The 26,349-nt window shown below is 52.3% G+C and carries 21 protein-coding genes and 1 tRNA gene; 3 read left to right on the top strand and 19 right to left on the bottom strand.

Translation table 11 applies throughout. The annotated features are described in order from the left end of the window. Positions 1–9: 9 nt before the first annotated feature. The 4 genes from AB8516_RS07845 to AB8516_RS07830 all read right to left on the bottom strand — a co-directional run bounded on the left by AB8516_RS07845 (position 10) and on the right by AB8516_RS07830 (position 4,999). Positions 10–684, bottom strand: a complete 675-nt coding sequence (locus AB8516_RS07845; protein WP_369159609.1) for a hypothetical protein — start codon at positions 682–684, stop codon at positions 10–12. Between the two features lie 1,050 nt (positions 685–1,734). Continuing rightward, positions 1,735–1,821 (bottom strand) — tRNA-Leu (locus tag AB8516_RS07840). Positions 1,822–1,857: 36 nt separating this feature from the next. Beyond that, on the bottom strand, positions 1,858–4,107 hold the full coding sequence (locus AB8516_RS07835) for an EAL domain-containing protein (protein WP_369159607.1): 2,250 nt from the start codon (positions 4,105–4,107) through the stop codon (positions 1,858–1,860). Positions 4,108–4,132: 25 nt separating this feature from the next. After that, on the bottom strand, positions 4,133–4,999 hold the full coding sequence (locus AB8516_RS07830; protein WP_108292618.1) for an alpha/beta hydrolase: 867 nt from the start codon (positions 4,997–4,999) through the stop codon (positions 4,133–4,135). A gap of 186 nt (positions 5,000–5,185) precedes the next feature. Between AB8516_RS07830 and queA the strand changes: the two genes are divergently transcribed. After that, complete coding sequence (gene queA / locus AB8516_RS07825; RefSeq protein WP_369163243.1) at positions 5,186–6,223, top strand: tRNA preQ1(34) S-adenosylmethionine ribosyltransferase-isomerase QueA; 1,038 nt, start codon at positions 5,186–5,188, stop codon at positions 6,221–6,223. 225 nt (positions 6,224–6,448) lie between these two features. Then, a complete protein-coding gene (gene tgt / locus AB8516_RS07820) occupies positions 6,449–7,561 on the top strand; it encodes a tRNA guanosine(34) transglycosylase Tgt (RefSeq protein WP_369159604.1) in 1,113 nt (370 codons plus the stop codon). An 87-nt stretch (positions 7,562–7,648) separates the two neighbouring features. On the opposite strand, the gene AB8516_RS07815 is transcribed toward tgt, so the two are convergent. The 11 genes from AB8516_RS07815 to AB8516_RS07765 all read right to left on the bottom strand — a co-directional run bounded on the left by AB8516_RS07815 (position 7,649) and on the right by AB8516_RS07765 (position 18,782). Further along, positions 7,649–8,257 carry a hypothetical protein gene (locus tag AB8516_RS07815; RefSeq protein WP_369159602.1) on the bottom strand — a complete coding sequence of 203 codons (609 nt, stop codon included), beginning with the start codon at positions 8,255–8,257 and terminating at the stop codon, positions 7,649–7,651. A 443-nt stretch (positions 8,258–8,700) separates the two neighbouring features. After that, the gene (locus tag AB8516_RS07810; RefSeq protein ID WP_369159600.1) at positions 8,701–9,693 is read right to left on the bottom strand and encodes an FAD:protein FMN transferase; all 993 of its coding nucleotides are present in this window, start codon (positions 9,691–9,693) and stop codon (positions 8,701–8,703) included. Between the two features lie 172 nt (positions 9,694–9,865). Continuing rightward, positions 9,866–10,837, bottom strand: coding sequence for an AgmX/PglI C-terminal domain-containing protein (locus AB8516_RS07805; protein ID WP_108292612.1), 972 nt, complete (start codon positions 10,835–10,837; stop codon positions 9,866–9,868). Next, complete coding sequence (locus tag AB8516_RS07800) at positions 10,834–11,346, bottom strand: biopolymer transporter ExbD (protein WP_108292610.1); 513 nt, start codon at positions 11,344–11,346, stop codon at positions 10,834–10,836. Before AB8516_RS07800 ends, AB8516_RS07805 begins: the two co-directional genes overlap by 4 nt. Continuing rightward, a complete protein-coding gene (locus AB8516_RS07795; protein ID WP_108292608.1) occupies positions 11,343–11,861 on the bottom strand; it encodes a biopolymer transporter ExbD in 519 nt (172 codons plus the stop codon). The genes AB8516_RS07800 and AB8516_RS07795 overlap by 4 nt, the downstream gene beginning before the upstream one ends. Further along, on the bottom strand, positions 11,858–12,511 hold the full coding sequence (locus tag AB8516_RS07790; protein ID WP_108292606.1) for a MotA/TolQ/ExbB proton channel family protein: 654 nt from the start codon (positions 12,509–12,511) through the stop codon (positions 11,858–11,860). The genes AB8516_RS07795 and AB8516_RS07790 overlap by 4 nt, the downstream gene beginning before the upstream one ends. Positions 12,512–12,642: 131 nt before the next feature. After that, on the bottom strand, positions 12,643–12,930 hold the full coding sequence (locus tag AB8516_RS07785) for a hypothetical protein (protein WP_369159596.1): 288 nt from the start codon (positions 12,928–12,930) through the stop codon (positions 12,643–12,645). Positions 12,931–12,942: 12 nt separating this feature from the next. Beyond that, the gene (locus AB8516_RS07780; RefSeq protein ID WP_369159594.1) at positions 12,943–13,590 is read right to left on the bottom strand and encodes a tetratricopeptide repeat protein; all 648 of its coding nucleotides are present in this window, start codon (positions 13,588–13,590) and stop codon (positions 12,943–12,945) included. Further along, positions 13,577–16,411, bottom strand: a complete 2,835-nt coding sequence (locus AB8516_RS07775) for a tetratricopeptide repeat protein (protein WP_369159592.1) — start codon at positions 16,409–16,411, stop codon at positions 13,577–13,579. The genes AB8516_RS07780 and AB8516_RS07775 overlap by 14 nt, the downstream gene beginning before the upstream one ends. Continuing rightward, positions 16,408–18,249 carry a tetratricopeptide repeat protein gene (locus AB8516_RS07770; RefSeq protein WP_369159590.1) on the bottom strand — a complete coding sequence of 614 codons (1,842 nt, stop codon included), beginning with the start codon at positions 18,247–18,249 and terminating at the stop codon, positions 16,408–16,410. Before AB8516_RS07770 ends, AB8516_RS07775 begins: the two co-directional genes overlap by 4 nt. A gap of 5 nt (positions 18,250–18,254) precedes the next feature. After that, positions 18,255–18,782, bottom strand: coding sequence for an AraC family transcriptional regulator (locus AB8516_RS07765; protein WP_069120186.1), 528 nt, complete (start codon positions 18,780–18,782; stop codon positions 18,255–18,257). Positions 18,783–19,094: 312 nt separating this feature from the next. On the opposite strand from AB8516_RS07765, the gene AB8516_RS07760 reads away from it, so the two are divergent. Continuing rightward, positions 19,095–20,126: a DUF3187 family protein gene (locus tag AB8516_RS07760; RefSeq protein WP_369159588.1), complete on the top strand. Its 1,032-nt coding sequence runs from the start codon at positions 19,095–19,097 to the stop codon at positions 20,124–20,126. Here the strand turns inward: AB8516_RS07760 and lgt are convergent. From lgt to AB8516_RS07740, 4 genes are all read right to left on the bottom strand, one after another. Next, positions 20,074–20,895 (bottom strand): prolipoprotein diacylglyceryl transferase, encoded by an 822-nt coding sequence (gene lgt, locus AB8516_RS07755; protein WP_369159586.1) that lies wholly within the window; start codon positions 20,893–20,895, stop codon positions 20,074–20,076. The genes AB8516_RS07760 and lgt overlap by 53 nt on opposite strands. A 128-nt stretch (positions 20,896–21,023) precedes the next feature. After that, entirely contained in the window at positions 21,024–22,616 is a 1,593-nt protein-coding gene (locus tag AB8516_RS07750; RefSeq protein WP_369159584.1) for a hypothetical protein, read from the bottom strand. Positions 22,617–22,663: 47 nt separating this feature from the next. Beyond that, positions 22,664–25,114, bottom strand: a complete 2,451-nt coding sequence (locus AB8516_RS07745) for a LamG domain-containing protein (protein ID WP_369159582.1) — start codon at positions 25,112–25,114, stop codon at positions 22,664–22,666. 4 nt (positions 25,115–25,118) lie between these two features. Continuing rightward, positions 25,119–26,312: a hypothetical protein gene (locus AB8516_RS07740; protein ID WP_369159580.1), complete on the bottom strand. Its 1,194-nt coding sequence runs from the start codon at positions 26,310–26,312 to the stop codon at positions 25,119–25,121. Positions 26,313–26,349: the final 37 nt, after the last annotated feature.

The raw sequence follows: 26,349 nt of genomic DNA, 5'->3' as shown, positions 1-26,349 counted from the left end.
GAATAAGGGCTACCGCCAGTTGAGTAAGAGTCGCTTAGCTGCAAGGTCCCCTTTTTTCGCTTGCTCTTCAGTGGTCTTTCTCAATATTCTGAGCCGCTCATCGGCTTTGGTCAAACCCTTGTCAGCTGCTGCTGAATACCATTTATGTGCTTGATATGGATCAGGATTTTCAAGTAAGGGGTTGCCATCATTAAAATGGTTTGGATCATGCAGACTGGCCAGTGAAAAGGCCGCTGCAGCATCCCCTTCTCGTGCGGCATAAAAGAGCAATAGATATGCGTCTGTCAATTTGCCTTCATTCTGGTATGCAGTCGCCTGGCTAAGGATTTGTTCTGGATTTAAGGCGGTTTCACCAGAGCGTAAGCTTGATATCAATGCGCGGGCTGATCCCCCTTCGGCGAACTCAATTGCAGCAGATTCTGCTTCAATTGCAGTGTTTTCCGAGGGTGAAGGGTGATCCACGATTTCAGCTTTTTCAGCGGTATCGACCTCATCATCAACCGGGGCAGTCTGTTCCGTGGCTGAGTCGATCTGAGCCCTAATGATGGGGTCGATCTGACTCTCCTCCAGAGGAGGCGCCAGATCGATCTCTTCTTCCGGTGCAAAGAAGTAGTAGATAGCAACGAGTATCAGCGCAGCAATGGCTATCTCTAACGCCACACGCAGCTTGTCGGAGCTCGTCATGGTCTCCGCGTCCTGGGTATACTCATCGGGTAGTTTGGAATCCGGACTTGTCATACTCTCTTATTATCTGATTTTTAGGCTGGCCTGGATGCCGTCGCCATCCATTCAACCATTCTTGAATTACAGCCATAACATTTGAACAGAACAGACACCTAAAATCTATATATGCGATAGGTGGAAAAGCCGATAAATGGGCTCGCCTTACAAAGTTGCGTCGAGTGCCAAGGCCGGATTTGAATCCTGTGTCATCGAGATCGGATCTCACAATGGTTTGACGGCAGCCGCTCACGATTGCCTGCATAAATAAAAATGATTATCATTAATGGCTGTTGGATGGAGTATGATTTACGCAAGGGGACAAAGCGCCTCTGCCAAGGCCTGTTCTGTCGAATCCATGGTTTAGGATCCACCAAGCGGCAGTGCCGTTATTCGGTAGACTCTCTTTAGCTATCTAAGGGTTTTGCGGAACTGCAAGGGTTGCGTTTTTTTACGATCAGTCGTCCTCTTTTTTTTGCTGTTATCTCGAATCTTAATATTGTTCGTCAATCGGAGTATGCCGTCACTGCCGAGAACTCCCAACTTGTTGGTGTGTTTGTTCAATAGAATTGTAGTGGTATCAAATACGGATGGTCGTCTGATACAGACGATTCGCCAACCGAATTTCCTTAGGACAGCGAGTCCATTGACCTGCTCTTTCTTGAGATAGTACTTGGGTTCGGAGGGAATCGGCCCCATACCAATTCGCTTATCTAAATAAGATTTCATGCTGTAATAGTGATTCCCAAGATATTGAGGCAGAGGTTTTACACCGGTCCCTGGAATACACATCCCCGCACAGTTATAAAATCCTGTCTTCTCTCAAAAGGAAATTATTTCCTAAATCGATGCTCAAATAAATACACAATACCTCTACAATTTATAGGCATTGAACTATCTGAGAGCAAACGGTGTGTACAGTTATTTACAATGTGGTAGAGCAGTTATCGGGACTGCGCCATTTCACCACTAGGGGTCAAGAATTTACTTGGAAAGTTAAAGTTCTTTCTTAGATGGTACCGGGGGCGGGACTTGAACCCGCATGGTATTGCTACCGGTGGATTTTGAATCCACTGCGTCTACCAATTCCGCCACCCCGGCTTCGTGAAACCGCAAAGTATACCTAATTTTTCCAGGCTATGCAGAATAATTGATGGAATCTTTGGAGGAGCCGGTCTTCCCTATCGCCCGTGCGGGCCGACCGAAATAGTAGCCCTGGCCATAGCGGAATCCCAGCTTGGCGAGCTGTTCCGCGATCTGGGCCGATTCAATACCCTCCGCCACCAGTAAGTGCCCGGACTCGGATATCATCTTTGCCAGGTGGTTTAGGATAAGGTTATCCGCCCTATCGTCGACCAGCCGCGTGAGGGTGATATCAAACTTGACCACATCAACCGGCATGGCACCCAGATAACGCAGCGATGAGTATCCGCTGCCGAAGTCATCCAGGGCGATACTAAAGCCCATGTTACGCAGGATTTCCAAGTTCTTTCTGGCTGTTTGGAGCTGAGTGATGAGAGCGGTTTCAGTGATCTCTATCAGTAATTTGTAATCGGCCATGAACGGCTTGAATGCCGCCAACTGTTGCAGCAGCTCATGCTCTACGATGGCGGGCGCAGAAATATTGAGTGAAACCCCCGTATTGACAGGGATTCTGCCCTCCCGGAGGTCGCTGATCGCCTTTTCAATAACATGGAAATCAAGGTCCAGATCAAGACTTCGTGCTTCGACGAGCGGGAATATGTGAGAGGGCATGATCAGTTGCCCGTCATGAACAATTCGCACCAGGGCTTCGTAATATTGGGGCTTGCCGTTTTCCAAATCCACAATCGGTTGGTAGTGCATGACAAGTCCGGTACCACGGGTGACAGCCTCGTAGACGGCAATGTGAGTACGATTGGAAAAGAGGCCGCGAGCGTTTTCCGCCAACTCCGGTTTGAAGCGGATAATACTGGAATAGCCGGGGCGCTTGGCAAAATGTATCGCAATATCCGCCTGCCAATGCAGGGCATTGATGTTTTCACCTTTCTCCGCTTTTATGTCCGCCACGCCAATACTTATCCGCACAGGTTCATTGATGCCGAGCTTGTCGAAGGGATAGTTGATGACGGCTAGATGACATTGTTTGGCAATCTGCATGGCTTTGCGGGACGGGATACCCATGAGAATGGTCGCAAATTCATCGCCACTGAGTCTGAACAGCTGATCACGACTGTGCAATATTTGCTTCAGTGTTTGTGCGACGGCGATTAATACTTCGTCACCAGTATGATGACCATAAGTGTCGTTCAGTGCCTTGAAGTGGTTGATATCGAACAGTATCAGACAGATTTCATCAGCACTGTGCTTGAACACATCGGTTACTTCCCTCCAGTAACTATCGAAGGCGCGGCGGTTCATCACGCCAGTCAATGGATCATGTTGTACGATATCATCCAACTCTTGAGTCTTCTGATCCAGGTAAGAATTCGCCTGATTTAATCTGTTGTGGTAGGCGTACAGTGATGTCTGTATCTTATCCAACTCCTTAATGAACAGTGGTCTTACTGCTTGTTGTTTAACAGCTGTTCGAGGTGAGCTTTGCAACTGATCGATCTGTTGCGATATTTGTAGTATCGGACGATTCACAAGCCAGGCAGCCAATGGAAAGATCAACAGTGTCAGTATCAGTGCGGTACCGGCCAGCTGTAGCAAGGATTGCTTGACAACCGGCTTGATGGCTTGTGCATAGGGGTCGCTGGTAAGCCTGTAATCGATGTTCTCCAACAGTGATTGGCTCGATATCATATCGATCTTATCGATGGTAACGCTGATACTGCTTCGATCAATATAGTTGAAGTGGCTGAAGCCTTTAAGAATTGGGAATAGGTTGCTTAAAGTGGCCAGATATCCCAGTTTTTTTCCGCTGATCGATTCCTTCACTGGGATGATAACCACTATTAGCGGCTCAAAATCATTAACCTGAATGTAGTGACCGATACCAGCGGTATCTATCTTCTGGGGCAGTATTGATGTGTCCATGGGAGCGAGTACATTGCCATGGAGGTCATAGATCGCAATATCGAGCGTGTAGGCCGATACATATTCGATGTTTTTTGCCCTGTATTGGTACCAATAACTGTAAAAGGTTGGGTTGTTGAGCTGTTGCCCAACTTCCTCCCAAGCCGCGAGCTGGCGGGTCTTTTCTTTGCTCTGGCTGATGGCTTCGGATAATGCCGATTCGATTTCAGCTGCTGCACTATGTGCATTGGCGATGCGAAATTTAGTATCCAAATGCTCAAACTCCCTGTAAGTGAGGTTACCGAGAGTAAATAGCAGGATTAGAAAAAGCATCACGAAGAGTATCGTGAAGAGACTGAGGGATAACGGTTTTGGTCTGAACGTCATGGACAGTGGCTCTGTTTATAATCCCTCATAATGATTTTTCAATGCCATCAAGCAGATCAAATTCATATGCATGATCAAAAAAGTGGTTAGCCCCATCAATTTCTATAATATGAGCCTGATGTGACTGCAACTGCGGTTTCCAGTCCGGACCCAGACGGTTGTCACCACCACCTAATATTATAGTGGGTTTTACCTTCATACCGGAAATCGCCTTTAGTGTTCGATTCGGGTCCCAGGCAAGGTAGGAAAGATAGTCTTTTGCTGTTGTGGCGTAGTGGTCACAATATGCCAACCGATATCTTTCTATTCGGACTCCATTCAGAATCAGATCGGCTTCAGCACGCATTCGTTCTGTCGTATTCTCCTTTGCAACAGGACCTTGAAGGAATGCGATCAGGCTAATCAGCAGGCTCTTCTCAACGGGAGAGTCGGGATATGCATCGAGATAGGAAACCAGGTTCAAACTGCCGGCGCTATGACCGATTAGGGTAACAGGGCGATCTGTCTGATCGTAGAGCCAATCCACCCAAAGGGCGATCTCATTCGTGTCCTGTTGCATGGAGTGGTTATGAACGGCTTCACAAGCAAGACTTTGCCGTCGATTATTGATACCCAAGGATAGATTCGGCAGCAGTACCTTGTAACCAGCTTCATGCAGGGTATTACCTATACGGCGTACCGTAAAGAAATCCCGAGTCTGGAGAAAACCATGCAGTATCAGTATTGGGGAGGCACTGCTTGTCGTATCGAGGTATTCCGCATTGATCGTCAAACCGCGGTCCGTTTGCAGGTGGATAATTTCACTACGAGCTATACCGGACAGAAGAGAAAAGACCAGGACAGCCAACCATTGAAATGTACGGCATGGAGCCTGAAACCTGCATATGATCATCCTAATCCCCTAAAACTATGTACCCGGCAATTTCGATGGTGTTTTCAATTGCCAAAGTTTGTGACCGAGGCTCTGAATGTCTCCCTAATCCTTACTCAGAATAAGGCCAATGGTTGATAATAATGCCAGATTGCGGAAAAGTGAATGATTCACCGCATTCACGTGACGTGCTACTATCCGCGCGCTATGCAGCTATCCGACTTTGATTACCACTTACCCGAGGAGCTTATCGCTCAGTTTCCGCATACGCAACGTAGCGGAAGTCGCCTGCTTGGATTGTTACAGGGGGAGACGGGGCCGAAGGATCTGATGTTCACTGATCTTCCTTCACTACTACAGCCTGGGGATCTGTTGGTGCTGAATGATACGCGGGTGATGCGCGCACGGCTCTATGGAAATAAATTGAGCGGTGGCAAGGTCGAAATATTGATTGAACGTATCCTGGAGCCGGGATTGGCGATGGCACATATTCGCACCAGTAAAACACCCAAGACCGGTTCTAGAATTAAACTGGTCGACAGTGATCACACAGTGGAGGTCACGGGACGAGAAGGCAATCTGTATTTGCTTCGAACCATGACCGACGACTTCTACCATGTGATGGATAAGCACGGTCATATGCCATTGCCTCCTTATATCGATCGTAGTGACAGACCAGTCGATGTAGAGCGTTACCAAACTGTTTTTGCACAGAAGCCCGGTGCGGTGGCCGCACCCACCGCGGGTTTGCATTTCGACCATGAAATGTTGGATAGACTCAAGGATATGGGGGTCGATCTTGCGACTGTGACCCTGCATGTGGGTGCCGGAACCTTCCAGCCGGTCAGGGTTAGCAACCTGGATGAGCATATCATGCACAGGGAGTATATTGAGGTTGACGAAGCAGTCTGCCAAAAGGTTGTTGACTCACGCGAAAGGGGGGGGCGTGTGGTGGCTGTCGGCACGACATGCGTGCGGAGTCTTGAGGCGGCCTCGGGTAACGGAACGATTGAGCCCTATCAGGGTGATACCCGACTCTTCATCAAACCGGGTTACCGGTTTCGCAGTGTCGATGCAATGATCACAAACTTTCATCTGCCCCAGTCCACCTTGCTGATGCTGGTGGCGGCCTTTGCCGGATATGATCGCATCATGAAGGCCTATCAGCATGCGATTGAAAAACGTTACCGTTTTTTCAGCTATGGTGATGCGATGTTCCTGACACCTGCAGGGGAATCAAGATGATAAAAAAAAAGCGCGGCAGGGGTGCCGCGCTGAATATATCCACCAAAGGAGGATGGAGGAGTGAAAAATGCTGATAAATGATCAGCACATAAACATTTTCTAATATAATTATGGGACTGTCAAGATTGATTAGGGAAAACCCCAATGCCATCACAAAATTTAACAAAGTCCGGTGATCCGGCTCGCCTCTGAATTACCGCCGCCCGGGCGATATTAAAAAATGCTATGAAATTCGAGCTATTTCAGACAGATGGGCTATCACGGCGTGGTCGTTTGCAGTTTGACAGAGGGTGTGTCGAAACCCCCGCATTCATGCCCGTTGGCACCTATGGAACGGTCAAGGCAATGACCCCTGAGGAACTGGTTGATTTGGGTGCTGAAATCATACTTGGCAATACCTTTCACCTTATGCTCAGACCAGGAACCGAGGTGATCCGCAAGCATGGCGACCTGCACGGTTTTGCCCACTGGGAGAGACCGATTCTCACCGACTCGGGGGGATTTCAGGTCTACAGCCTGGGGGAGATGCGCAAGATCTCTGAGCAAGGGGTCACCTTCCGCTCGCCCATCGACGGCAGCAAGGTTTTCATGGGCCCTGAAGAGTCGATGCAGGTGCAACGGGAGCTGGGCTCGGATATCGTCATGATCTTCGATGAGTGTACCCCCTACCCGGCATCGGAAGAGGAGGCGAGGGTGTCGATGGAACTCTCGCTGCGTTGGGCGGCACGCAGTCGCGACGCACACGGTGACAATCCGTCGGCCCTGTTCGGTATCGTCCAGGGTGGGATGTTCGATGAGTTGCGCGATCGATCCCTGCAGGGATTGATGGATATCGGATTCGACGGCTATGCGGTCGGCGGTCTCTCGGTGGGCGAACCCGAAGCGGATCGCTGGCGCATCCTCGATTTTCTCAGTAATCGCCTGCCAAAAGAGAGTCCACGCTACTTGATGGGCGTCGGCACCCCTGAGGATATTGTCGAATCTGTACACCGGGGCATCGATATGTTCGACTGCGTGATGCCGACCCGCAATGCGCGAAACGGCCATCTGTTCACCCATCAGGGAGTGGTGCGCATCCGTCATGCAGCCCATCAATACGACGAGAGCCCCCTGGATCCGGAGTGCGATTGCTATACCTGCACAAACTACAGCCGTGCTTATCTGCGCCACCTGGATAAATGCAACGAGATCCTAGGGGCGCGGCTGAATACCATTCACAATCTTTATTACTATCAGAAGCTGATGCGCGACCTGAGAGGTGCGATCGAGAATGGGACGCTACAGGAATTTACTCAGCTGTTTTATGAAAAGCGGGGGGGTAAGTGGAGGGAGTGTTAACAGGCCCTAGTATATGCATCATCTACACATTGCTTGGTAGACTAATAACTATCGAGAGCTAATTGGAGTTGATACCCCAGCTGGGCATCAATTCTCATCGGTGATGCTAACCCGAACATCATCCAGCCAAGCAGTACCAGCGTCATTTAACACTGCTGTAATCTGCAAATGAGCCGTATCGGCAGGGATAACGCCTGTAACTACAATCCGTTGCCAGTTATTGGTGCCTGTAATTGCTTCTGTACCGATCTTTCCAATGACTTTTCGGTTGGCTTTTCGAAACACCAGATTGATGTCGAATCCATCCGGACCCAGGTTTTCGCTTTTGATCATGGCGGTCAGTATGATGGATTTTCCCGTGGCATTATCAAGCGGTAACCATTGATAGATCATCCCCCAGGCCTGAACCAGCTTGCGTTCGATACGGTAGCTGTTTTTGCCATCGGTACTGTCAGCTGTGTCGATGGATACTGCGTACGCCTGTTCTCCCGCATGCTGGGAAAAGCCCCAGCCTTCTAGGTATTGATCAGATTGTTCGAAGCTCGGATTTTTCAGTGGCAGCGAAATGGCTTGCGGTGGTTGGGTGAACTGTTGTTGTGAAGGGTTTCGATGAGGTGGTTCGACATCACCGCCACAGGCGGTAAACATTAACGATGTAGTGACTATCAAAGAAAGAGAAAATGTAATGTTTTTCATGATCGGTGTAGCCCATCGTTATGTGCTGAGTTTTTATATTGCATTTTGATGTACCTCTATATCTTCACTGCTACAAAGCTCAATCTAATATTTAGGATCTGGCGGAACTTGAAATAAGGTAATTACAGTGCCATACCCTACGGGCTCAATTTCAATTGAGTGATATAGTGAGAAAAACACACCGGAAGGATTGGTTCCTGCGACCATGCTTCTTCCTCCTCAGTCAGAATTTGTTCTCCTTCTCCGCTCATTATCTCAACAAGCTCTTCTGAATCCATAGTTTTGACATTTCTTTCTATGTCCCTGCTGTAAGGGCGATCACTCGGGTCAGGTGTAGGGTATGCATCTTTTTGTTAATGCGTTGTGATATGTAATCCGTAACTGTGCTTTTATCTATGATGTTTAGGATTCGCGAAAATCATTCAATAAATCCGGTGCAAGGTTTATTGTGAATCCGCATCTGCAAAGCCATCCGAAGTATTCATCTTCCCATCTTTGTCGATGATCACGGCATCGACATCCTGCAGACGATTGATCAGCGCCATTCCTTTTTCAGCGCCAAGCACGAAGACGCTGGTGGATAAGGCGTCGGTGCGTGTTGCATTGGGGCCGATGATGGTGACGCTTTGCAGGGTGTCGGCGGAACGTCCGGTTTTGGGACTGATGATATGGTGGTAGCGTATGCCGTCGCGTTCGAAGAAGCGTTCGTAATCACCTGAGGTGGAGATGGCGTTATCGACAAGGGGTAGCATGGCGGCCATGCGTGCTTTATCCCTTGGCGCCTGGATGCCGATATGCCATGGCCTGCCACGGTGGTCGCCCAGCAGGCGGCTGTCTCCGCCGGCGCTGATCAGTGCATGTTCAATGCCTCTCTGCCGCAGCAGTTCGATGCCCTGGTCGACGGCGTAGCCTTTGGCGATGCCGCCGAGGTCGATGCGCACGCCTGGCTTCTCGAACGAGACCGTGCGGTTATCCGCGACCAGTCTAATATTGCGGTAGTCAATCAGGGGCAGGGTACGGTCGATCGTCGAATTGTTTGGCTTTATTCCCTTACGATAGTCGTAACGGTGCCCAATCGAGGCGAAGGTGATATCGAAAGCGCCTTTGGTCAGCTTAGAATATTCGAGGGAGGCCTCGAGAAGGCGGTAGAACTCCTCCGAAATCACTACAGGTTTGCTTGCAGCCACACGATTGACGATAGCCAGTTCACTGTGTTCGATATAGGGGCTCAGTTTGTGATCCAGGCGTTGAAACTCCTCAATGACTGCTTGAACCGCCGCTTCGCCCTCTCTCTTGTCCAGGTGCCAGAGTTGTACGTTAACCTTGGTACCCATGATCGCCTCCTCTCCGCTGATCCAGGCTGCGTGCAGCGGTTGAAACAGAGCGCAACAGGAGACCGCTATCAATAGCGGGAGGTGATTAAGAATATTCCACATATTTTTTTCGGAATTCCATAGCGGATATATTTGCGCTTTTTGCGGTGAATAGCGTTCGTTTGCGGCTTGCTTTATTCAGCCCGTTCGCCATTTGACTAGTGGTTGTTGAGTAAACCAGAAATCATCAACCGCCTGCAAAGCGAAATGCTGTTGCAGGTGGATAATCGATGCATCAAGAGGGCAGAAAATCGATGGGATAGGAGACCACCGCGGTATCTACGTCCTTGGCGGGAAACTTAAACAGCTTGATACGTGACACCAGCTTACGTTCCAGTTTTGTATCGTTCAACTCGGATGAAAGTATGACGCACTTGGTTACCTTTCCGGCAGGTGTTATCGTCAACTCCAACACTACCTTGCCGCGCAGTGTGGGGTCTTTCCGCAAGGCGCGATTGTAGAGCGCGTAGACAGCCCCTTTGTTCTGATCGAAGACCACCTGTATCTCTTCACGGGTACGATTCCCTTTGAAATTCTTGCCTTTGCCCTTTCCACGGGCCGCCGCTTTTGTCTCCTCACTGATGGCGCTACTCTGCACCTCGGTCGTTCGACGTCCCGAGAGTCCGGCGCCTCCCGTCTCACTGCTCAGGGCTGCGGTATTGATCCCGCCACTTCCACTGGCGACACCGGACGAGATGATCGAACGTTGGCTGCGGTATGTCTTCTTACCGGTGGTCGATAGTTTCTGTACACCCTTGACACTCGATTCGATCTGTTCTTCGCGCAGGTCCGCCAATTGATCGGCAAAGGCAAGCAGGCCCGCGCTTGCCGCTTTCTTACGCGCGTCCTCTTTAGTCGGCTTTTTCTTCGCCACCTGCTTTTCCGGCGGCTTTTGCGGTTCGGGTTTCTTCTTCTCTTCCGGCTTCTTCTTCTCCGGTTTCTTCTTCTCGGGTTCCGGCAGCTTCTTCTTGACGATCTTCTTTGGTTTCGGCGGCTCTTTCTTCTGCTCAAGGATCAGTCTCGCCAACCGGGGCGGCAGGGTCTGTTTCTTGAAGCGCTCTTTTTCCGGCAGCTCGATCATCGGTACAATGGTGCCTGAAAGCAGTGCAATGATGAGTACCACCAGGGCAATGATCTGAAATCGCCGCTCGTCGGCGGATGCCGTGTACCAGGGTAGATAGGTGGAGTGTCGATAGGAGGCGCTCACAGCGGCTGTCCTCCATTGGGCTTTTCATTCTTTCTCAATACCGCCAGGGATACGTTGGGATATTCAGACTCGGCGCAGGTTGCCATGACACGCTTCAGCAGGGTATAGGGAATCGTTTTCTCACCCATGATGGTGATCTTGCCTCTGAAGGGTTCCAGGCTACTCGTTTTGGATCTCTCCGCATGACGCTGCAGTTCGCTCTTCAAGGCGGGCAGCGTGGTACCGGTGGGCAAGGGTTGTGCAAGATCCATGACCCGGTGGCCCTGTACCAGGATTTCATTGTGATTGACCATCACCACCAAGGTCTCGCGGGGTTTCAAGCTTGCCGCCGACTCGGGCAGGCTCAATGCCTTTGCGTTGGGTAGCACTTGAACCTCACCGGAATTGACCAGCAGGAAGAAGACCAGGATGGTAAAGATATCCATCAGGGAGACCAGGTTGAGTACGGCATGGCCTTTGTTTCGCCGATGATGACGATCCATGCGTTTTGCCCGGCGTGACATCTTCATGATGCGTTACCTTCGTCCTGCTTCTGCGCGGCTACCGGCGGGGCATCGCCCAACGCAATATCGGGAAACAATTCATACTGAACGACGGTTCCGGCTTCCAAGTTCTCTGTCATGCGTACGGCATCCATCACCTGCACCATGGTTTCGTATTTGGTATTCGGTTCCGATAGGATGAAGATGTTGCGTTTATCCTGAAAGCGTACCTTGATCTGAACCAGTAGCTCGTTCAAACCTTTTACGTCGTAACCATCCGGGGTGTTCTTCAGACGTCTGATCAGGCCGCCTTCCCGATCCGCAACTTCGAGGCTGTCGGGGCGGATGATCACTTCCAGCTGAAGCTCTTTGATCGCCTTCAGGGTGCCTTCACTGGCCGGGGGCAGATAGAGCTCGATAATGGAAAACCTGGAAAACGCGGCGGTGATCAACAAAAAGGGAATCAGGATCACCATCAGGTTGAGGAAGGCTGTAATGTTCAGCTCTTCCCCGTGTCGATGGCGCCTCAGCCGTTCTCTCATGCCTTGCTCCGTGTGCTGAATGCCTGTTCGCTGAAGATATTGAGGAATTTCACTGAGGCCATTTCCAGGCTGTCGACGATGGCGGTGGTCTTACTCTGCAGCAGGGCATAGACCAGCAACAGGGGGATGGCCGCCATCAATCCGAAGGCGGTGGTGTTCATGGCTACCGAGATACTTGCTGACAGCAGGTCCGCTTTCTCCGCGGGATCGGCGTTGGAGACGGCGGTAAAGGCCTGAATCAGACCGATGATGGTGCCCAACAGGCCGAGCAGGGTAGCGATGTTGGCGAGTGTGCTGAGATAGTGGGTGCGTTTTTCCATCCGCGGGATCGCCTCCATCAATCCCTCCTCCATGGCCACTTCGACATCGTCCCGGCGCCTTGCGGTACGTGCCCGTGCCAGGCCGTAGGTCAACATGGTGCCGATGGCGGTCTTGGATTTGTTGGCGGTCTCCATGGCGGACTTGAAGTCGCCGTCATTGAGATGGGGCAGGACCCTTCTCCAGGTGCGCTTGTTGCTGCCGGTCTGTATGGTGAGAAAGACCCAGCGTTCGATGGCTATCGCCACGCCCCCTGCAAAGATCAGCAGGATAGGGTACATAAAGAGTCCGCCTTCCTGAAAAAATCGGATGATGGGGTCGATGAGCTCCATAGGATTCTCCGTTGTTTAACACCTGAATATCGGTTTACTGTAAATACATGCATCCAGTGGTGGATAAAAAACACACATCTGATGCAAGAAGTCGGGTTGTTTCAGTCATGCGGCACCAAGCAATAGATTCTTTACGGTTTTTCACTAAATGTCTGGTACCAATCGATCTGTCTGCGAAATACATCACGGTCCAGCGGAGCAAACAGCTCATCTCTGCGACCTGTTTCTGGGGGCATCATATTGGTGAGGCGCTTGGCCGAACGCCAGGGCACAACATAGAGTATATTCGGCGACTCTTTGTTGCCGAAGATGGCTGTGCCCTCCAGGTCGAGACGCTGTTCCGCATGCAGATTATGTGACGACAGCAACAACACAGTCATTGCTATCATCATCACTCTTTTATGTAGCCTATTCATCATATCCGCTTTCCGCTATTTTGATGAGTTAATGCGTCGTTCGAGATCCAGGATCCAGCCAGCAATCTCTTTTTCGTTCGAATCACCCAATGCCTGGCATCGCTTATAGTGCTCCAGCGCCTGTTCGGGTTTGCTCAGGTAGAGATCATAAAGAATCCCTAGATTACGGTGAGCGAGCAGGTAATCGGGTTCGATTTCCAGGGCCGTGTGATAGGTCTTTTCTGCCTCCTGAAACTTCCCCTGCATCCTGAGTGCTACACCCAGTTGATTGCGGGCAGGCAGGCTGTCCGGTTTTAGTTCAAGGGCTGTGGTAAAAGATGCTGCGGCCTTGGCCGGTTCACCTTCATTCAGCTGTATGATACCCAGATTGATATAGGGGCCGGGCAAACGCGGGTTCTGATCGATCAGTGCCTGCAGGTTCAGTTTCGCCTTGTCGACTTTATCCTGACGCATCAGTGCGACAGCCGCATCGAAGCGCTTTTGCAGTTGTGGATCGGCGCTGCTCGGCTGGCGAGGACGAGTCTCGCTATTAGCAGTGCTGGTATCATCTTTAATCGCGGGAGTGGTGGTACTGCAACCAGAAAGAACCAGGATAATGCAGAAGATTCCCGAGACAAGTTTGATGCCTGTCCGTATGCGTGGATGGATACTAATTGATTGCATCGATCCACGCCTCCCGCTTCTCCTGTTTTGCATAGCGCCCGGGTAACAGTTTTGCCAGTGCATTGAAGCTCTTTTTTACCCATTCGTCATAGATGCCGCTGGACACTCTTTCGATATTTGATTCGTAGAGCGAGATCGCTTTCTCTTCAAACGGAAAGGCCTGCTCTTCCAGCAGGATCTCGTATTGCTCCAATTCATCCGTGTTCAATCCCTTCGGTCTTTCGGACTCCATCAGGGCTGTCCCGAACTGTCGGTACATTTCACCGATTTTGTAAGTGGCACTGGTCGTGACCTCAGCCACACCATACTTGATTGCCTTTTTATAGGCGCTGATGGCAGTCTGCATTTGTTGCTTTTTACGTTTCAGATTTTTCTCCAGTGGCGCCTTCAGCTTAATACCCTGGAAACGCTTCATGTTTGCCTCAGCAAGTTGCAAAGACGCTTGAGCCGCCAGGTAGCGCGTGCGGTCACTGCGTTGCTTTCCAGCACCTGCATCGATCTTGATCAATTCTTTCAGCCACCAGTCACGTTTACCCTTTTCACCTCTCTTATGGTAAAGCTCAACCAGTTTTTGTCCTCCCTCCATCGCTTGTTCAACCGGAGCCGGAAAGGCCTTGATATAGCTTTTGTAAGCGGCAATCGCCTGTTTCTCTTTGCCCGCTTTGTTATACAATTCCGCAGAGCGCCAGCCGGCCTCGCGGCGTAATTCGGGGGATGATGCCTGGGTGGACAGAGTCGCCAGTTCCGCTGCCGCCTTAAGTGGTTGCTTGGTCTCCATGTAGGCGACAGCCAGTTTACTGTTGACCTCCGGTATCAACTCGCTTTTCGGGTATTTGGCCTTATAGGATTCGAGGATTTTAACCGAACCGGCCCAGTCTCCTGCAGCGATCAGGCTGGCGGCGGCATCATATTCTGCAGTGGACAATATCTCTGCTTTCGGTGCCTGCTTACCGATACGCATAAAGGCTTGAGCCGCCCCTTTGTGATTGCCCTGGGAGCGTAATGCCGCACCCTGTTGGTAGATGCTTGCAGCCAGCCTCTCCTCAAGAAGTTTTTTCTCCTTGGCCTTGCCGGGTAGCAGCTTCAGTGCCTGTTGATAGGCGGTTTCAGCAGCCGGGTAATCCTTTTGCTCGAACGCGGCATGTGCGGCTATTGTCCAGGCAGTGCGCCGCAGTTTTTTCGCGGCAGGCGGGGTTTGATTGGCGACCTGTAGCGCGGCGCCCCGGGCGCGTCCTACCTGGTTGAGTTGTAGCAATTGATCGGCCGCCTCTGTCAATACCGAGGCTCTGCGTGGATCCTTGGGAAAGATGTCGCAATATTTCAGGGCGCTCTCGACACCCTGCCGGCGCCAAGCCTCCCGTTTGTCTTCCGGCAGCTGTTTACTCTGAGCGGCGTAGGCGAGGAGGGCGGCATAGCCCGCTTCAGCCTGTTTGTCATGGGCCGGCAGACGGTATGCGCTGTCTTCATAGGCAATGACGGCTTCAGGATACTTTTTTAATTCGAACAGCAGTTCACCGAGCAGGAAACTGATGCTACCCGCAGTCGGATCATCGGAGAATGTATCCAGGTACAACCGATACCAACGGGCAGCTTCGGCGCCTTGTTTTGTCTGCTGTGCAGCGATTTTCCTATCCTTGCTTTTTTTGTATTCCTGGGCCAATGCATGGTGGTATTCAGCAAGCTCCTTCAGATAGTTCCTCAATTGCTGATTCAACCAGGCCTGATTCTTTCCATCCTGTTTGTTCCAGGCATCACTCCCAACGGCGTAGTGTTGGACAAATGATTTTTTACTTTCGATGGCGCGTCTCGGGAAGCCATTCTCGGTATAGATGTCGACCACCTTTACTGACAGGCGCGGTGACTGGGGATGGTCCGGGGAGAGGTCCACGAAGGCCAGATAGGCGTCTGCCGCATCCTGGATACGTTCCTGCTTAAGGTAGAGGTCACCCAGTCCCTGATAGATCATGTACTCATAGTTCCGGTGACCCTTATTGTCGAAATATCGGCTGATACGCTTTGCGCCACCGAGTTCAGAGAAGGTCAGGCTAATGACTCTGATGGTCTCTTTCAGCAGCTTCTGATCTGCAGGAGAGAGTTTACCGACATCAATCTGCCGCTTCTCTTTCAGGTTTCGATCAAGTAGCTGTGTGAATGAATCGAGTCCCTGTTCGATATTTCGCTGTTTGAACAGTGACCAGCCATGTTTGAAAAGCGCCCGATCGTAGTAGGGTGTCTCCTTGCGTTGCTGAAGAATGGCTTTGTATGCCGATTCGGCGCGGTTGAACTGCTGTACGACGAAAAAATGTTCGCCACGTCGGAACTGTGCTTCCTGCCAATAGGGGCTGTCGGGGTGTTGTGTGACCAGGGCGCGCAGGGTCAGCATCATGGTGTTTATGTCACCTTTCAGCTCATATGCCCTGGCCAGTTGATACAGCACCAGGTCCCGTGAGGCATAGTTTGGATCCTTACGCAACAAGGATTCATACAATTTGATCGACTTGGATAACTCTGCATCGCTGGGGACAGGCTCGTCCGTTGATTGCAACAGCTTGGTTTCACTGCGCTCCAGTTCGAGGTCCGCCAAACGACGGGTCGCTTCACTGTTGAGTCGTTGATCGGGATTCAATTCCAGGATGGCACGATAATTTTCTATAACTTCGTTACGGTCAGTGGGGGTGAGTGCCTGTTTTTCGACCTTTATCGGTTGCTTTTGAATATCCGCAAGGGTGGGTTCATCGGATTTCGATTTGCCTGACATCGGCAGGTTTGCACACCCAGAGAGTGCGATGCCGAGTAGAGAAATCGAGAGTGACAGCCTCATTTCTCCCCCCCTGCTCTTGCGCTGCTGATATCCAGCAGGTTGGCGACGCCGAATCTGGCCTGGACAAGATAGTTGTTGATCAGGCTGCGCCGTTGTTCGAGTCTTTCAAGTGCCATCTCCCGCAACAGCTCAGTCTCGTCTTGCCGTAATGCCTTCACCTGCCTATGAAGCCCCGGCAGAGTCTTCTCGAGTTGTTCGATACGGCTGGAGAACGCATCGAATCGGCCCTCGGCCTCGGCGCGGGCCTTGGCTAGTTCGCTCTCCTTTTGATGTGCCGTCTCAATGTTTTGTTCCAACTCGATCATCTGTTTCTTCAATGACCAGACTCTGGCGGGATGTTCAGTGGCTATCCGCCAGGTGAGAATACCTTCCATCAAACGCGCCATCTCTTTTTGAGGCGCCAGCCGTCCGCCAGTGTCGTGTTGTTTAATGATCCGTTTGATTTTATTGATTCGCTCAATCCAGGCTTTCTCCTGCCGATTGGCAAGGGCAAATGGCGGTTCTTCTGTTGTTGCAACCTGTTCGTAGAGTCTCTTCAACTGCTCTTTTCTGTCAACGACCTGTTTCAGATTCTCTCCTTTCAGGTGTTCATCAACACGAGGCAGTTTCTGATTATATGCCACCAATTGGTTACTGAGCATTGTGCGATATAAACTGATTTTTTCCCGCCACTGCTGAAGATTATTCTCCATGTGGCCCAAGTCGCGGTAGTCCTGCAGTCGTTCCTGAAAGGCATTGCCGGAGAGAAGATAGGACAACAGCGAGCGCTTTGGTGAATCGATTCCCGTGTCGTTATCGACTAGCAGATTGTCAGGGAACTCGTCATCTCTTACTTGGCTGAGCAGCTGATCCAGTTGAGTGAGAGAGGCGTCATAGGTTGTGATGGCATCGCGATAACCCTGCAACGACTGCTGTTCGGCCGCCAGTTGGGAGAGTACATAGGGAATAGCGAGCTTTGCCTCCAGCACAGCTGGATCACTGGCATTGCGTTCAGCGAGGAGTTGCCAGGGGGGCAGCGCCCGCTCCTGCTCACCAAGTTGGAGTGAGGCCCATCCCAAACCCAACAACGCCTGGCTGCTGGCTGGGCTGTTGAGACGGACACGTTGTAGCGCCTGTTGTGCATTTGCCGGTTGCTGCAGCTCCAAGAAGAGGTAACCCAAGGCAAGATTTGCTCTGTCCCTTATGGATTTTTCCTCATTGTCATCATTTTCATCAATCCCGCTACCGATCTCCTGCAGCAAGGCCAATACCTTCTCCGGTTGATCGTTGCGCAGGTAAGCGATGGCCTGATTGTAACGGCCATACAGTGTCCATTCGCTTTGCTGTGAAATTTTGTTGAGGTCAGCGAGCGCATCAGATTCATTTTTCTGCAGTAAGCCGATAAGGCCGCTTAAATGGTGCTTTTCGTCATTGGCTTCAGGCTTCAGATTTTCATCGATCTGGTTTAAAGCGCTTTTTGCAGCCTTCATGTTACCCCGGCGATGGCGGGATTTGCCCAGCTGTAACCAGGCGCGGTTCAACACTTCTGGAGATTTGCTGTTTTGCAGAATTCTGTTGAACAGTGCTTCTGCCGTATTCGGCATGCCATAGGCCAGATAGAGTCCGCCGAGTAGCAACTCGGGTTCATCCGCATAGGCCTGCATCAATCCCTGTTTTCTGGCGGCAAGAAGGCGAACGATAGCGGGAAAATAGTTCTGCTGATAGAGCTGAAACAGGGCATCGCCATAGTGCAGGTCACGCAGTTCCTCAGGCTCGCCGGTAGTAATATCCGCAGTTGTGCAGAGAGGGGTGGCGAGTGAGAGCGTGAGAAGAATGCGGGAGGTCAGGCCGGATAGCACCCGTATTACTCCCACTCCCGGATTTCAAAGTCCGGCTGTTGCAGGGCGACACTGTCGACGATTTTCAGCTCCAGGTATTTAGGGCCGATCCCTTTGCTAAAGCTGACAGTCGCACCCCGTTTGTAATCTCTTCCCTTCGGGCCTACTCCTGTGAAGAAGGCAACCAGTTCATGTTCACCCGACTTGATGTTCCCCAGGTAGAGGCGTTGTACGCCACCCCGTTGCAGTGCCTTCACCTCCCGCTCGGTATAGAGATGGTTGGTGAGTTCCTTGTTGTCTATATGCAATTGCACAGAGTCAAGTTTAAAATAGTTGCCGATATCCAGGGAGAGGAAGATCGATACCTGGGTATTGCCTGGGAACAGCAGCTCCTCCTCCAGGATGAAGAGTTCTCGATTGAGCTCGATCACAGCCTTTTTCAGATCCTCAACCTGTGTGTCAAGGCCCTTACCCTTATCACTCAAAGGCTCGGCAGAGAGAGAAAAACCGAGGCAGCAAAGCAGCAGAAGTGCATTTCGGATTAATGTCTTCAAGATATTGATTCCCAGATCATTTTAAGCAGCGTCATGAAACAATAAATCTATATGAATTAATGCGTTGCGTTTGCGATCATAGTCACAGGTTGAAATGTAAAGTTGGTATTTTATGCCCAAACATCATGATAGGTTATGTGAATCTTATTCGCCACACAGCGGGCACTGTAATGATAGTGCTCGGATCAGCTAAAGACTAGTGGTCAATTTAGGCTGATATGTGGCTGAATTATAAATGATTATTGTTTATTGAACAGAGTGTACAGGCTGTCTTTGTGTTGGATGCCTGTCGATAGATGCCGAGGAACGATCTTGATAGCCATCCTGCGGAATATGTATTACCTCGCCCTGTTTGGGCTGCTCTCTCTCCCATCACAAGCGGACAGTGGAAATGTCGATCCGTTCCATGTGCGCAATATGAACCCCTTCACCCTCATCTACGGTTTACCGGCTATGGCCTCATCCCATCTGTTGGCGCACAACGATTCTTATCTGCAGTTGACTGCGGATATCGCCAACAACTCCATACAGAGCGACTCGGATGGTGAACGGATCAGGCTGGATGGGGAAACATACCGGTTGGCGTTGATATGGAAGCGGGGGATTGCGGAGGACTGGCAGTTCGGTATCGAACTGCCTTTCCTGACTCATCGTGAAGGTTTGATGGATGGCCTGATCGAAAATTGGCACGATATTTTTGGATTGTCCAATTCCGATCGCAATGACTGGTCCAGAAATCGTTTGGTTTTTCGCTATGAAAACGACCGGGGCGAGCAGATACTGGTCGACCGGAAAAAGAGTGGAGTAGGGGATCTAGTGCTCACGCTCTCCCATGCGGTGGATGTAGCTGCTGACAGTGGCAGGCGATTGGCGCTCCATGCAAGCCTTAAACTGCCCAGCGGAGACGCTGATGCGCTGCTGGGCAGTGGAGCAGCGGATCTGGCTTTGTGGGCAAGCGGCTCGGAGCAACGAATGTTGTGGCAATGGCCTCTGGATATCTATGGCCAAGCGGGTCTCCTGCTGAAAGGTAAGGCTGACCTGTTGCAGGATCTGCAGCGGGATGTTGTGTTTTTTTGCGCCCTGGGAGTGGGTTGGCGGCCAATGAGCTGGTTGGATCTCAAGGCGCAGGTCGATGCCCACTCTTCACATTACGACAGCAAGCTGGACCAGCTCGGGGGTACTGCATTGATGTTGACGGTTGGGGGATCGATTCACTTGGAAGCGGACTCCCACCGCATCGATATCTCAATCGGCGAAAATCTCACCACCGATTCAGTGCCTGATTTCATGATCAATCTGGCCTATGTACGACGCTTTGATGCCTTGGGGGTCTCAGGGCAATAATCAGCAACACGCATCCCGCCAGGATAAAGGGAAGGCTCAATAATTGGCCTGTATTTATCCAATGGTCGATGGCATAGGTCGCCTGTTTCTCTTTGACAAACTCGATGGCGAACCTTGTGCTGAATACCGTAAGCAGGAAGACGGCAAATAGGAATCCCGGTTTAGCGGTGCTATCGCTGCGTCGATAAAGGGTCAATAAGAGAAGGAAAACGATGGCGTAGGCGATGGCCTCATAGAGCTGGGCCGGGTGTCTCGGTAGATTATCGATACGCTCGAATACAATCGCCCAGGGCAGCAAGGTTTCCATGCCATAGATCTCCGAGTTGAACAGATTGCCCAGGCGAATGAAGGCCCCGGCCAGGGCGGTGGGGATAGCGAACCTGTCCAGTAACCAGAGGTAGGATTCCGCTGTCTGACGCTTATGCAGGTAGAGGGCCAACATGACGCCCAGTCCGCCGCCATGGCTCGCCAAGCCTCCCTCCCAGATGGCGAGTATCTTCAATGGGTGAGTTAGATAGTAAGTGGGATCATAGAGCAGACAATGCCCCAACCGAGCGCCGACAATTGTGCCGATCACCAGGTAGAGTGAAAGTCGCTCAAGGGATTGAGAGTCGCGTCCCTCACGCTGGTAGATCCAATGGATTAGTTGGTATCCCAAGAGATAGGCGGTGGCGAACAATACGCCATACCATCGGATATCGAGCCCGGCAAATGAGAGAAGTGTCGGGTCAGCATTCCAGACGATGTAATCATGAGCCAGTCGCTCCATCCTGCTCAATACGCCTCGTGGGTGGTGGTGAAGTTACAGATCGGCGATTCTAATCAATTCGGCCGATGAATGGCAGCCATGCAAGATGCCGGCATATACCAGCGGCTTCTTGGCAGACCTGTGTCCAGTTATACGATTGGATTGAACGCGGTCAAGCTGTCCAGCATGGCGGTATTGCCGAGACTGGTACCGAACAGGGTGTTGAACTGCCCCTGTTCGCCATGCAGCGCCAGATAGTTCAGCGCCACAGTCAGCACCAATTGATTGACATTGTTGGCGGCCGGGCTGGAACCGTTGTCCACCGCCCCATCGGCGGAGAAGTGGCCGATTTGCTGATGACGCAACTGATCATCCACTGAAGCTCCCGCAAGCAAGGGTTGACCCCCCGGGTTGTAGACCAGGAAGAAAGAAGCGGCGGTGGATTGGTTGTCACCGGTCCAGACTCCCTTGCCACGCCCATCCGCGGAGTTATCGATGGTGCCGTTGCTCGAGACCGAGCCGTCACTGAAGACATACAGCATCAGGGGCATGCCGAGACGCGCGGCATACTCCAGGCAGGCCCCCATACAGCGTCCGGCGCGCAGATCGCGGATCTCGCCCACGGCACGGTTGCCGGTGTGGTAGTCGTAGCCACCCATGGTGATGGTGCCGGCACCGGCATAGCCGTTGATAACCAGTTTCATGACCGATGCGGTCTTGCGGAATTCACCGTCATTGTCGAACTCCGCCTGAGTGAAGATCGGACCGATGATATCGGGGTCGGCAGTGACATCGAGGGCGGCCGGATCGCCATAACGGTCGACCAGGTCGGCACTCTTGACGTATCCGCAGCGTATCAGTTCCTTGACCACGTCATCGGTGCTGATACCGGTGTTTACGCTATTCAGTTTCATGTCGGAGATACGTTGTATCGCCTCCATCACGGCAACGGCGTCGGACTGATCGAGCAGGCCTACAAGCTTGCCGGTATCAACCAGGCCGGTGGTGTCGCTGGGCCGATCGACCTTGGTGGGACGGACCGTCGGGTCAATCTGATCCGCGGGCGCCACTGAATTGCCGCCGGAATCCGAGCTGCGTGATCCTATCAGGGTTAACAATTCACCGTCGGCGCCGCAGCGGTTGATGGCGTACATGGGATTGTGCGGATTGATGCCGGTATCGTTTTCCGATCGGGCCGGGATCATGGCGCCATTGATACTGGCCCGATTGCCTGCCGAGACCTTTTCCAGAATTCCGCGCAGGAAGGCACTGTCCGAATGGAAGGCAAGACCCAGTTCGGTATTGATGAAGTCGCTCAGGCCGGTATCCGGATTGGTAATGGGCGGTACCATGTCTCCTGGCAGGCCGAGACGGTTGTAACCGGCCGTGGTGAGAAAATCGAACTGGCCTCCCTCGCCGCCCACCAGCACATTGGAGCCGGCGATATTGGCCCCGCCCGCGAGATCGAAACAGATAAAGGGGATCTTGCCACCGCCAAGGGTATCTATGCCGCAGATATTTTTCAGGGCCTCGAGATCGGATGAGAGGGCGGCCCTGGCTTCGCCGGGGTTGGCGAACAGGCCGAACAGTGAAGGGGTGGTGACGGCGCCCAATCCCGCTATCAGACCCTGGCGGATAAAATCCCGACGCGTCACCGGGCGCGGATGATCCGGATATAGCAATGGGACATCGGGAGAGAGGTTCTTCACTTTTCTGCGCATGATTTCTTTACCGTTAGCCACACAGGCTGCTTGTTCGGGGCGTATTCCTGATCCATTAGATCTTTATCCTACTGGAGCAACACGACAGCGCTGCCGAGTAGTGAGGCACAGGCTGCCTTGGTCGCTTTTTCGGTACGGTCCGCATCACAACCGCCGCTACATCGGGCCAGACCCACACTGCCTGTCAATAGATTCATCAGTTCACCCTCGACAAGCGATGGTGAGGGTTGGGTTGTCAGCTGTTCACCCATGAAGCGGTTCATCAATGGAGCAACTACCTGGCTCTGCCAGGTGGAACTCTGAATATCATTGGCGTTCGCGTTGAAGTCGAAACCGGGAAACAGCCCGGCCCGCAAAGCCGTGTCGTCGACCAGGGCACTGCAATACTCAATCGCCAGTTGCGATACCGCCACCTGATGGGATGAGAGGAAGCCACTGACGTCTTCCGATGAGGGGAGCTGCTGCCTGATCGTGGTATAGGTGGTCTGCACCGCCTCCAGGGTGGGATTGACGCCGGTCAGGGACGACATGGTGGCATTGATCTCATCAAAGGTGCGTAAACCGATCAGCGGCGCGGGTTCGCCATCCGCCGGCTCAGCCGGTGGCAGCACCGCCGGTTCCGAATAGACATTGGTATGTGTCCCCAACCGCTCGAATGTCAGGAAAAACTGATCGTTCTCGGCGCCCTTTTCCGAGGGTATGGTGGTTGCCATATTCGATAGCCGTTGACCATTGGCGGTGTATTCGCTGTCATTGATGGTGATTGCCAAGCGTGAGTAGGCTTGACCGACGGCCGCTTCCTTGCCATTGATGCCGATACGCATGCCCTCAAGGGGAATGGAGCCTGGCAGCACGCCTTCATCGAGGCTGATGAATTTAGGCTGACGGAACAGATAACTGTAGTTGTCGTACTGACTGACCTCGAACATCACATAACTCTGTGGCAGATTGACCAGATCGGTGACATTGAACAGCAGGAAGTATTTCTCACCCACGCCAGCGTCAAAATTCTGTTTGATCTGTTGCGCCGTCAGCGCTCGGTTGTGGATCGCCAACAGACGTATCTTGCCCGTCCAGGGACGGTCACTGGAGGCCTCATTTCCCAGTACCAGGGCGTAGCTGTTATCCCAGTCATTCAGATTGCCGGGTTCGGTTTCGTCAAGATCATCGGTAAACACCCCATCCACATAGAGGCGTCGCCCATTTTCGGGATCGAATGTAGCCACCACGTGTTGTTCCGTTGCCTGTAGATCTTCATCGTCGTCAGCACTGGAGTGGGCCGGTTCGCCATTGCCATCGGTTGTGCTGGAGCGGTGCAGATAGTTGTAGTTGTAGAGTGTTTGGCCGAGGGTGAAGTTGCGCACGTCGGTACCGGCGGAGTAGCTGATGATCCGAGCGGGCCCCTCCTGAGTGACATTCGCGGGGACTACCCATGCCTCTATGGTGTACTCTCCTGTGGCCTGAACCAATTGGGCTATTTTACTGCTGTCGCCGGTACTGCCTTGGGCCTTACCGTCGCTGAAGTCCAGACCCCAACCCTCAACCCAGGTGACATTGCCGCTGATACTCAGATTGATCGCGGGGTCGACGCCGCTGGTGTCGTAGGCGATGTTGCCGCTACCTGTCTTGAACTCATACAGGGCGACGACATCATTTTCCTGCCGACTGCCTCCGCTGGCGACTGTTCCTTCAGGCAGGCTCAGGGCCCGGCTAATGACCAGGTCCGGATCGATGGGGGTTGGCGAAATGTTGCCGGCCATTTGATCGATGGCGCTCTCCATCTCCTGAGCATTGTCACTACAATCATCCCAGCAGTTGTGGAGTTCGATGAGACGCTGCACAAGGCGGGAATTGACAGGCGTATCCAGGTCGATCGAGGTCTTTACCGCGGCATAGGCAATTGCGCTGTCGGCGGTGGCAAAGTAGGGTGATTGGGGGGCGGCCGCATCTTCGACATGACACTCGGCGCAGTAATCCGTCAGCAACGGGTGCACGTAGGTCGCAAAAAGGCTGGAATCATCGGGAAATGATTTGCTTTCGCCGACCACCTTGTTCGGCGGCGGCTCGAGTTCGATTTGTCGTCCACCACCGGATCCATCGCCAACCCAGGATTCGATATAGCTGGTGATGATAGTGGCACAAGCGGTGTCACTGGCCTCCCAGCAGTTATGCCCATTCGCAACCTTGGTGACCAGTGATGATTGATCCGGCTCCTCTCTGTTGACATGGGGATTGGCTGCTTCATAGGCTTGATTGACATCGTCCTCGCGCACGAACTGAGGCGCCTGACCTCCCGTGTTGTGACAGGAGCCGCATCGGTTTTCCCCACGCAGGGGTTCCCATACACTGATCCGAAAACCCTGGATATCGGAGGTGCGCGCGGCCGGCCCTGTATAGGTGCTGGTGGTGACCGTGGTGGGTTGCAGACTCTCGGTGCTCACTCCATCCTGACAGCCTTGCAGTCCGATGACGGCAAACAGGGAGAGGGTGATATGTAGTGCGTTTTTCTGCTTGATCACTGAATCAATCCCCTGCGCAATAGACCGCGGCTTCAGCGAACACGCGTTTCATGTTGTAATCGGTTTTGAAACTGCTGGTGATCTCCGCGATGCGGGTTCGGTCAGCGCTGTCCACAGCGGGGCGCAGGCAGACTGCCTGGAAGGCCTTGCTGACCTGGCATTCTGCAAAGGCATGGGAGTTGGCAAGTTCCTCGCCCATCGATTTGGCGCCTGCACCGGAGCCTGGCAGATTCGGGTCCCAGCCCAGCACCGAATTGGGGCCTTCCCGCCAGTAGTTATCCCAATCGTCATTCGTCGTGACATAGCCGTCCTTGAAGACGCTGCTGTTGATCAGGTACTTGGGTTGCACGCTATCACGTGTGTAGGCGAGGCGGCCGGTTTCCGGATCATCGGTATATTCGTAGTTGTAATAGGCATAGGCCTGTGCCAGGGGGGCCATGCCGGCATGACATCCCAAGCAGTTGTTGAACCATACACGGCTATCCCCTCCGGGGCTGCGAGTGGCGTCCTGGCGGATCCGGTCGGAGGCCCGTGTCGGGTCCTTGATCAATTCAAGATCCTTGCATAGGTGATTGAGCATGGTGAAACGGAACATGGCTCGATTCGTACCATCGATAAAGAACGCCCTTGCGGCTGCACGGGTGGTGATGACACCTGCGGTTCCCTCCGGCGGAAGCCCGGTCACACTCGACTGGGTGGTTTGCTGCAGCTCATTCTTGAGGTTCAGGCCCAAGGTCTCCATCGCCTCATAGTGGTCGTTATTGCTGTTGGAGTAGGCCGGTGCGTTGCTGCCGATATAGAGGATGTCTGCAGAGAGTAACTGGTTGAAAGGAACATCATCCCTTACCATTCCGATCACAGTGGCGCTGTAGTCATTCAGCGGAGCAAAGGGTGTCATCTCCTCGTTGGTCCAGGGAGTGGCCCAGTTCTTCAGTGTGACATTGTAGAAATCGGGATGCTCTGTGGCGATCATGGCAGCTGCCAATGGATCGCCGTTGGTTTCGATTTCAGTGACCATTTGTGCCAGGATTTCAGTGCCTGGTGGTACCCCGGCTATCCGGTCGTGCATGCGTTTGGCCTGTTCACGTGGTCCTGCCGATACGGTGACGGTGAAGAGAGATAGCAGAATCAGAATAAAAAACGGCCGTGGCTTTCTAGGAATCGAAATACTATCTCTGTATTGGCCCTGAAATGACATGATGAAGGTGCCCCTAAATCCATCTTTAGACTAATCT

It is taken from the genome of Candidatus Thiodiazotropha sp. LNASS1, from assembly GCF_964212655.1.
Lineage (GTDB): Bacteria > Pseudomonadota > Gammaproteobacteria > Chromatiales > Chromatiaceae > Thiodiazotropha.
The sequence above is the reverse complement of the archived record's forward strand: the minus strand, read 5'-3'. Positions and strand labels throughout refer to the sequence as shown.

What these genes read in the sequence shown, in the direction of transcription:
- AB8516_RS07845 (WP_369159609.1), bottom strand. Translation starts at nt 684, where the DNA reads ATGACGAGCTCCGACAAGCTGCGTGTGGCGTTAGAGATAGCCATTGCT.
- AB8516_RS07835 (WP_369159607.1), bottom strand. Translation starts at nt 4,107, where the DNA reads ATGACGTTCAGACCAAAACCGTTATCCCTCAGTCTCTTCACGATACTC.
- AB8516_RS07830 (WP_108292618.1), bottom strand. Translation starts at nt 4,999, where the DNA reads ATGATCATATGCAGGTTTCAGGCTCCATGCCGTACATTTCAATGGTTG.
- queA (WP_369163243.1), top strand. Translation starts at nt 5,186, where the DNA reads ATGCAGCTATCCGACTTTGATTACCACTTACCCGAGGAGCTTATCGCT.
- tgt (WP_369159604.1), top strand. Translation starts at nt 6,449, where the DNA reads ATGAAATTCGAGCTATTTCAGACAGATGGGCTATCACGGCGTGGTCGT.
- AB8516_RS07815 (WP_369159602.1), bottom strand. Translation starts at nt 8,257, where the DNA reads ATGAAAAACATTACATTTTCTCTTTCTTTGATAGTCACTACATCGTTA.
- AB8516_RS07810 (WP_369159600.1), bottom strand. Translation starts at nt 9,693, where the DNA reads ATGTGGAATATTCTTAATCACCTCCCGCTATTGATAGCGGTCTCCTGT.
- AB8516_RS07800 (WP_108292610.1), bottom strand. Translation starts at nt 11,346, where the DNA reads ATGAAGATGTCACGCCGGGCAAAACGCATGGATCGTCATCATCGGCGA.
- AB8516_RS07795 (WP_108292608.1), bottom strand. Translation starts at nt 11,861, where the DNA reads ATGAGAGAACGGCTGAGGCGCCATCGACACGGGGAAGAGCTGAACATT.
- AB8516_RS07790 (WP_108292606.1), bottom strand. Translation starts at nt 12,511, where the DNA reads ATGGAGCTCATCGACCCCATCATCCGATTTTTTCAGGAAGGCGGACTC.
- AB8516_RS07785 (WP_369159596.1), bottom strand. Translation starts at nt 12,930, where the DNA reads ATGATGAATAGGCTACATAAAAGAGTGATGATGATAGCAATGACTGTG.
- AB8516_RS07780 (WP_369159594.1), bottom strand. Translation starts at nt 13,590, where the DNA reads ATGCAATCAATTAGTATCCATCCACGCATACGGACAGGCATCAAACTT.
- AB8516_RS07775 (WP_369159592.1), bottom strand. Translation starts at nt 16,411, where the DNA reads ATGAGGCTGTCACTCTCGATTTCTCTACTCGGCATCGCACTCTCTGGG.
- lgt (WP_369159586.1), bottom strand. Translation starts at nt 20,895, where the DNA reads ATGGAGCGACTGGCTCATGATTACATCGTCTGGAATGCTGACCCGACA.
- AB8516_RS07740 (WP_369159580.1), bottom strand. Translation starts at nt 26,312, where the DNA reads ATGTCATTTCAGGGCCAATACAGAGATAGTATTTCGATTCCTAGAAAG.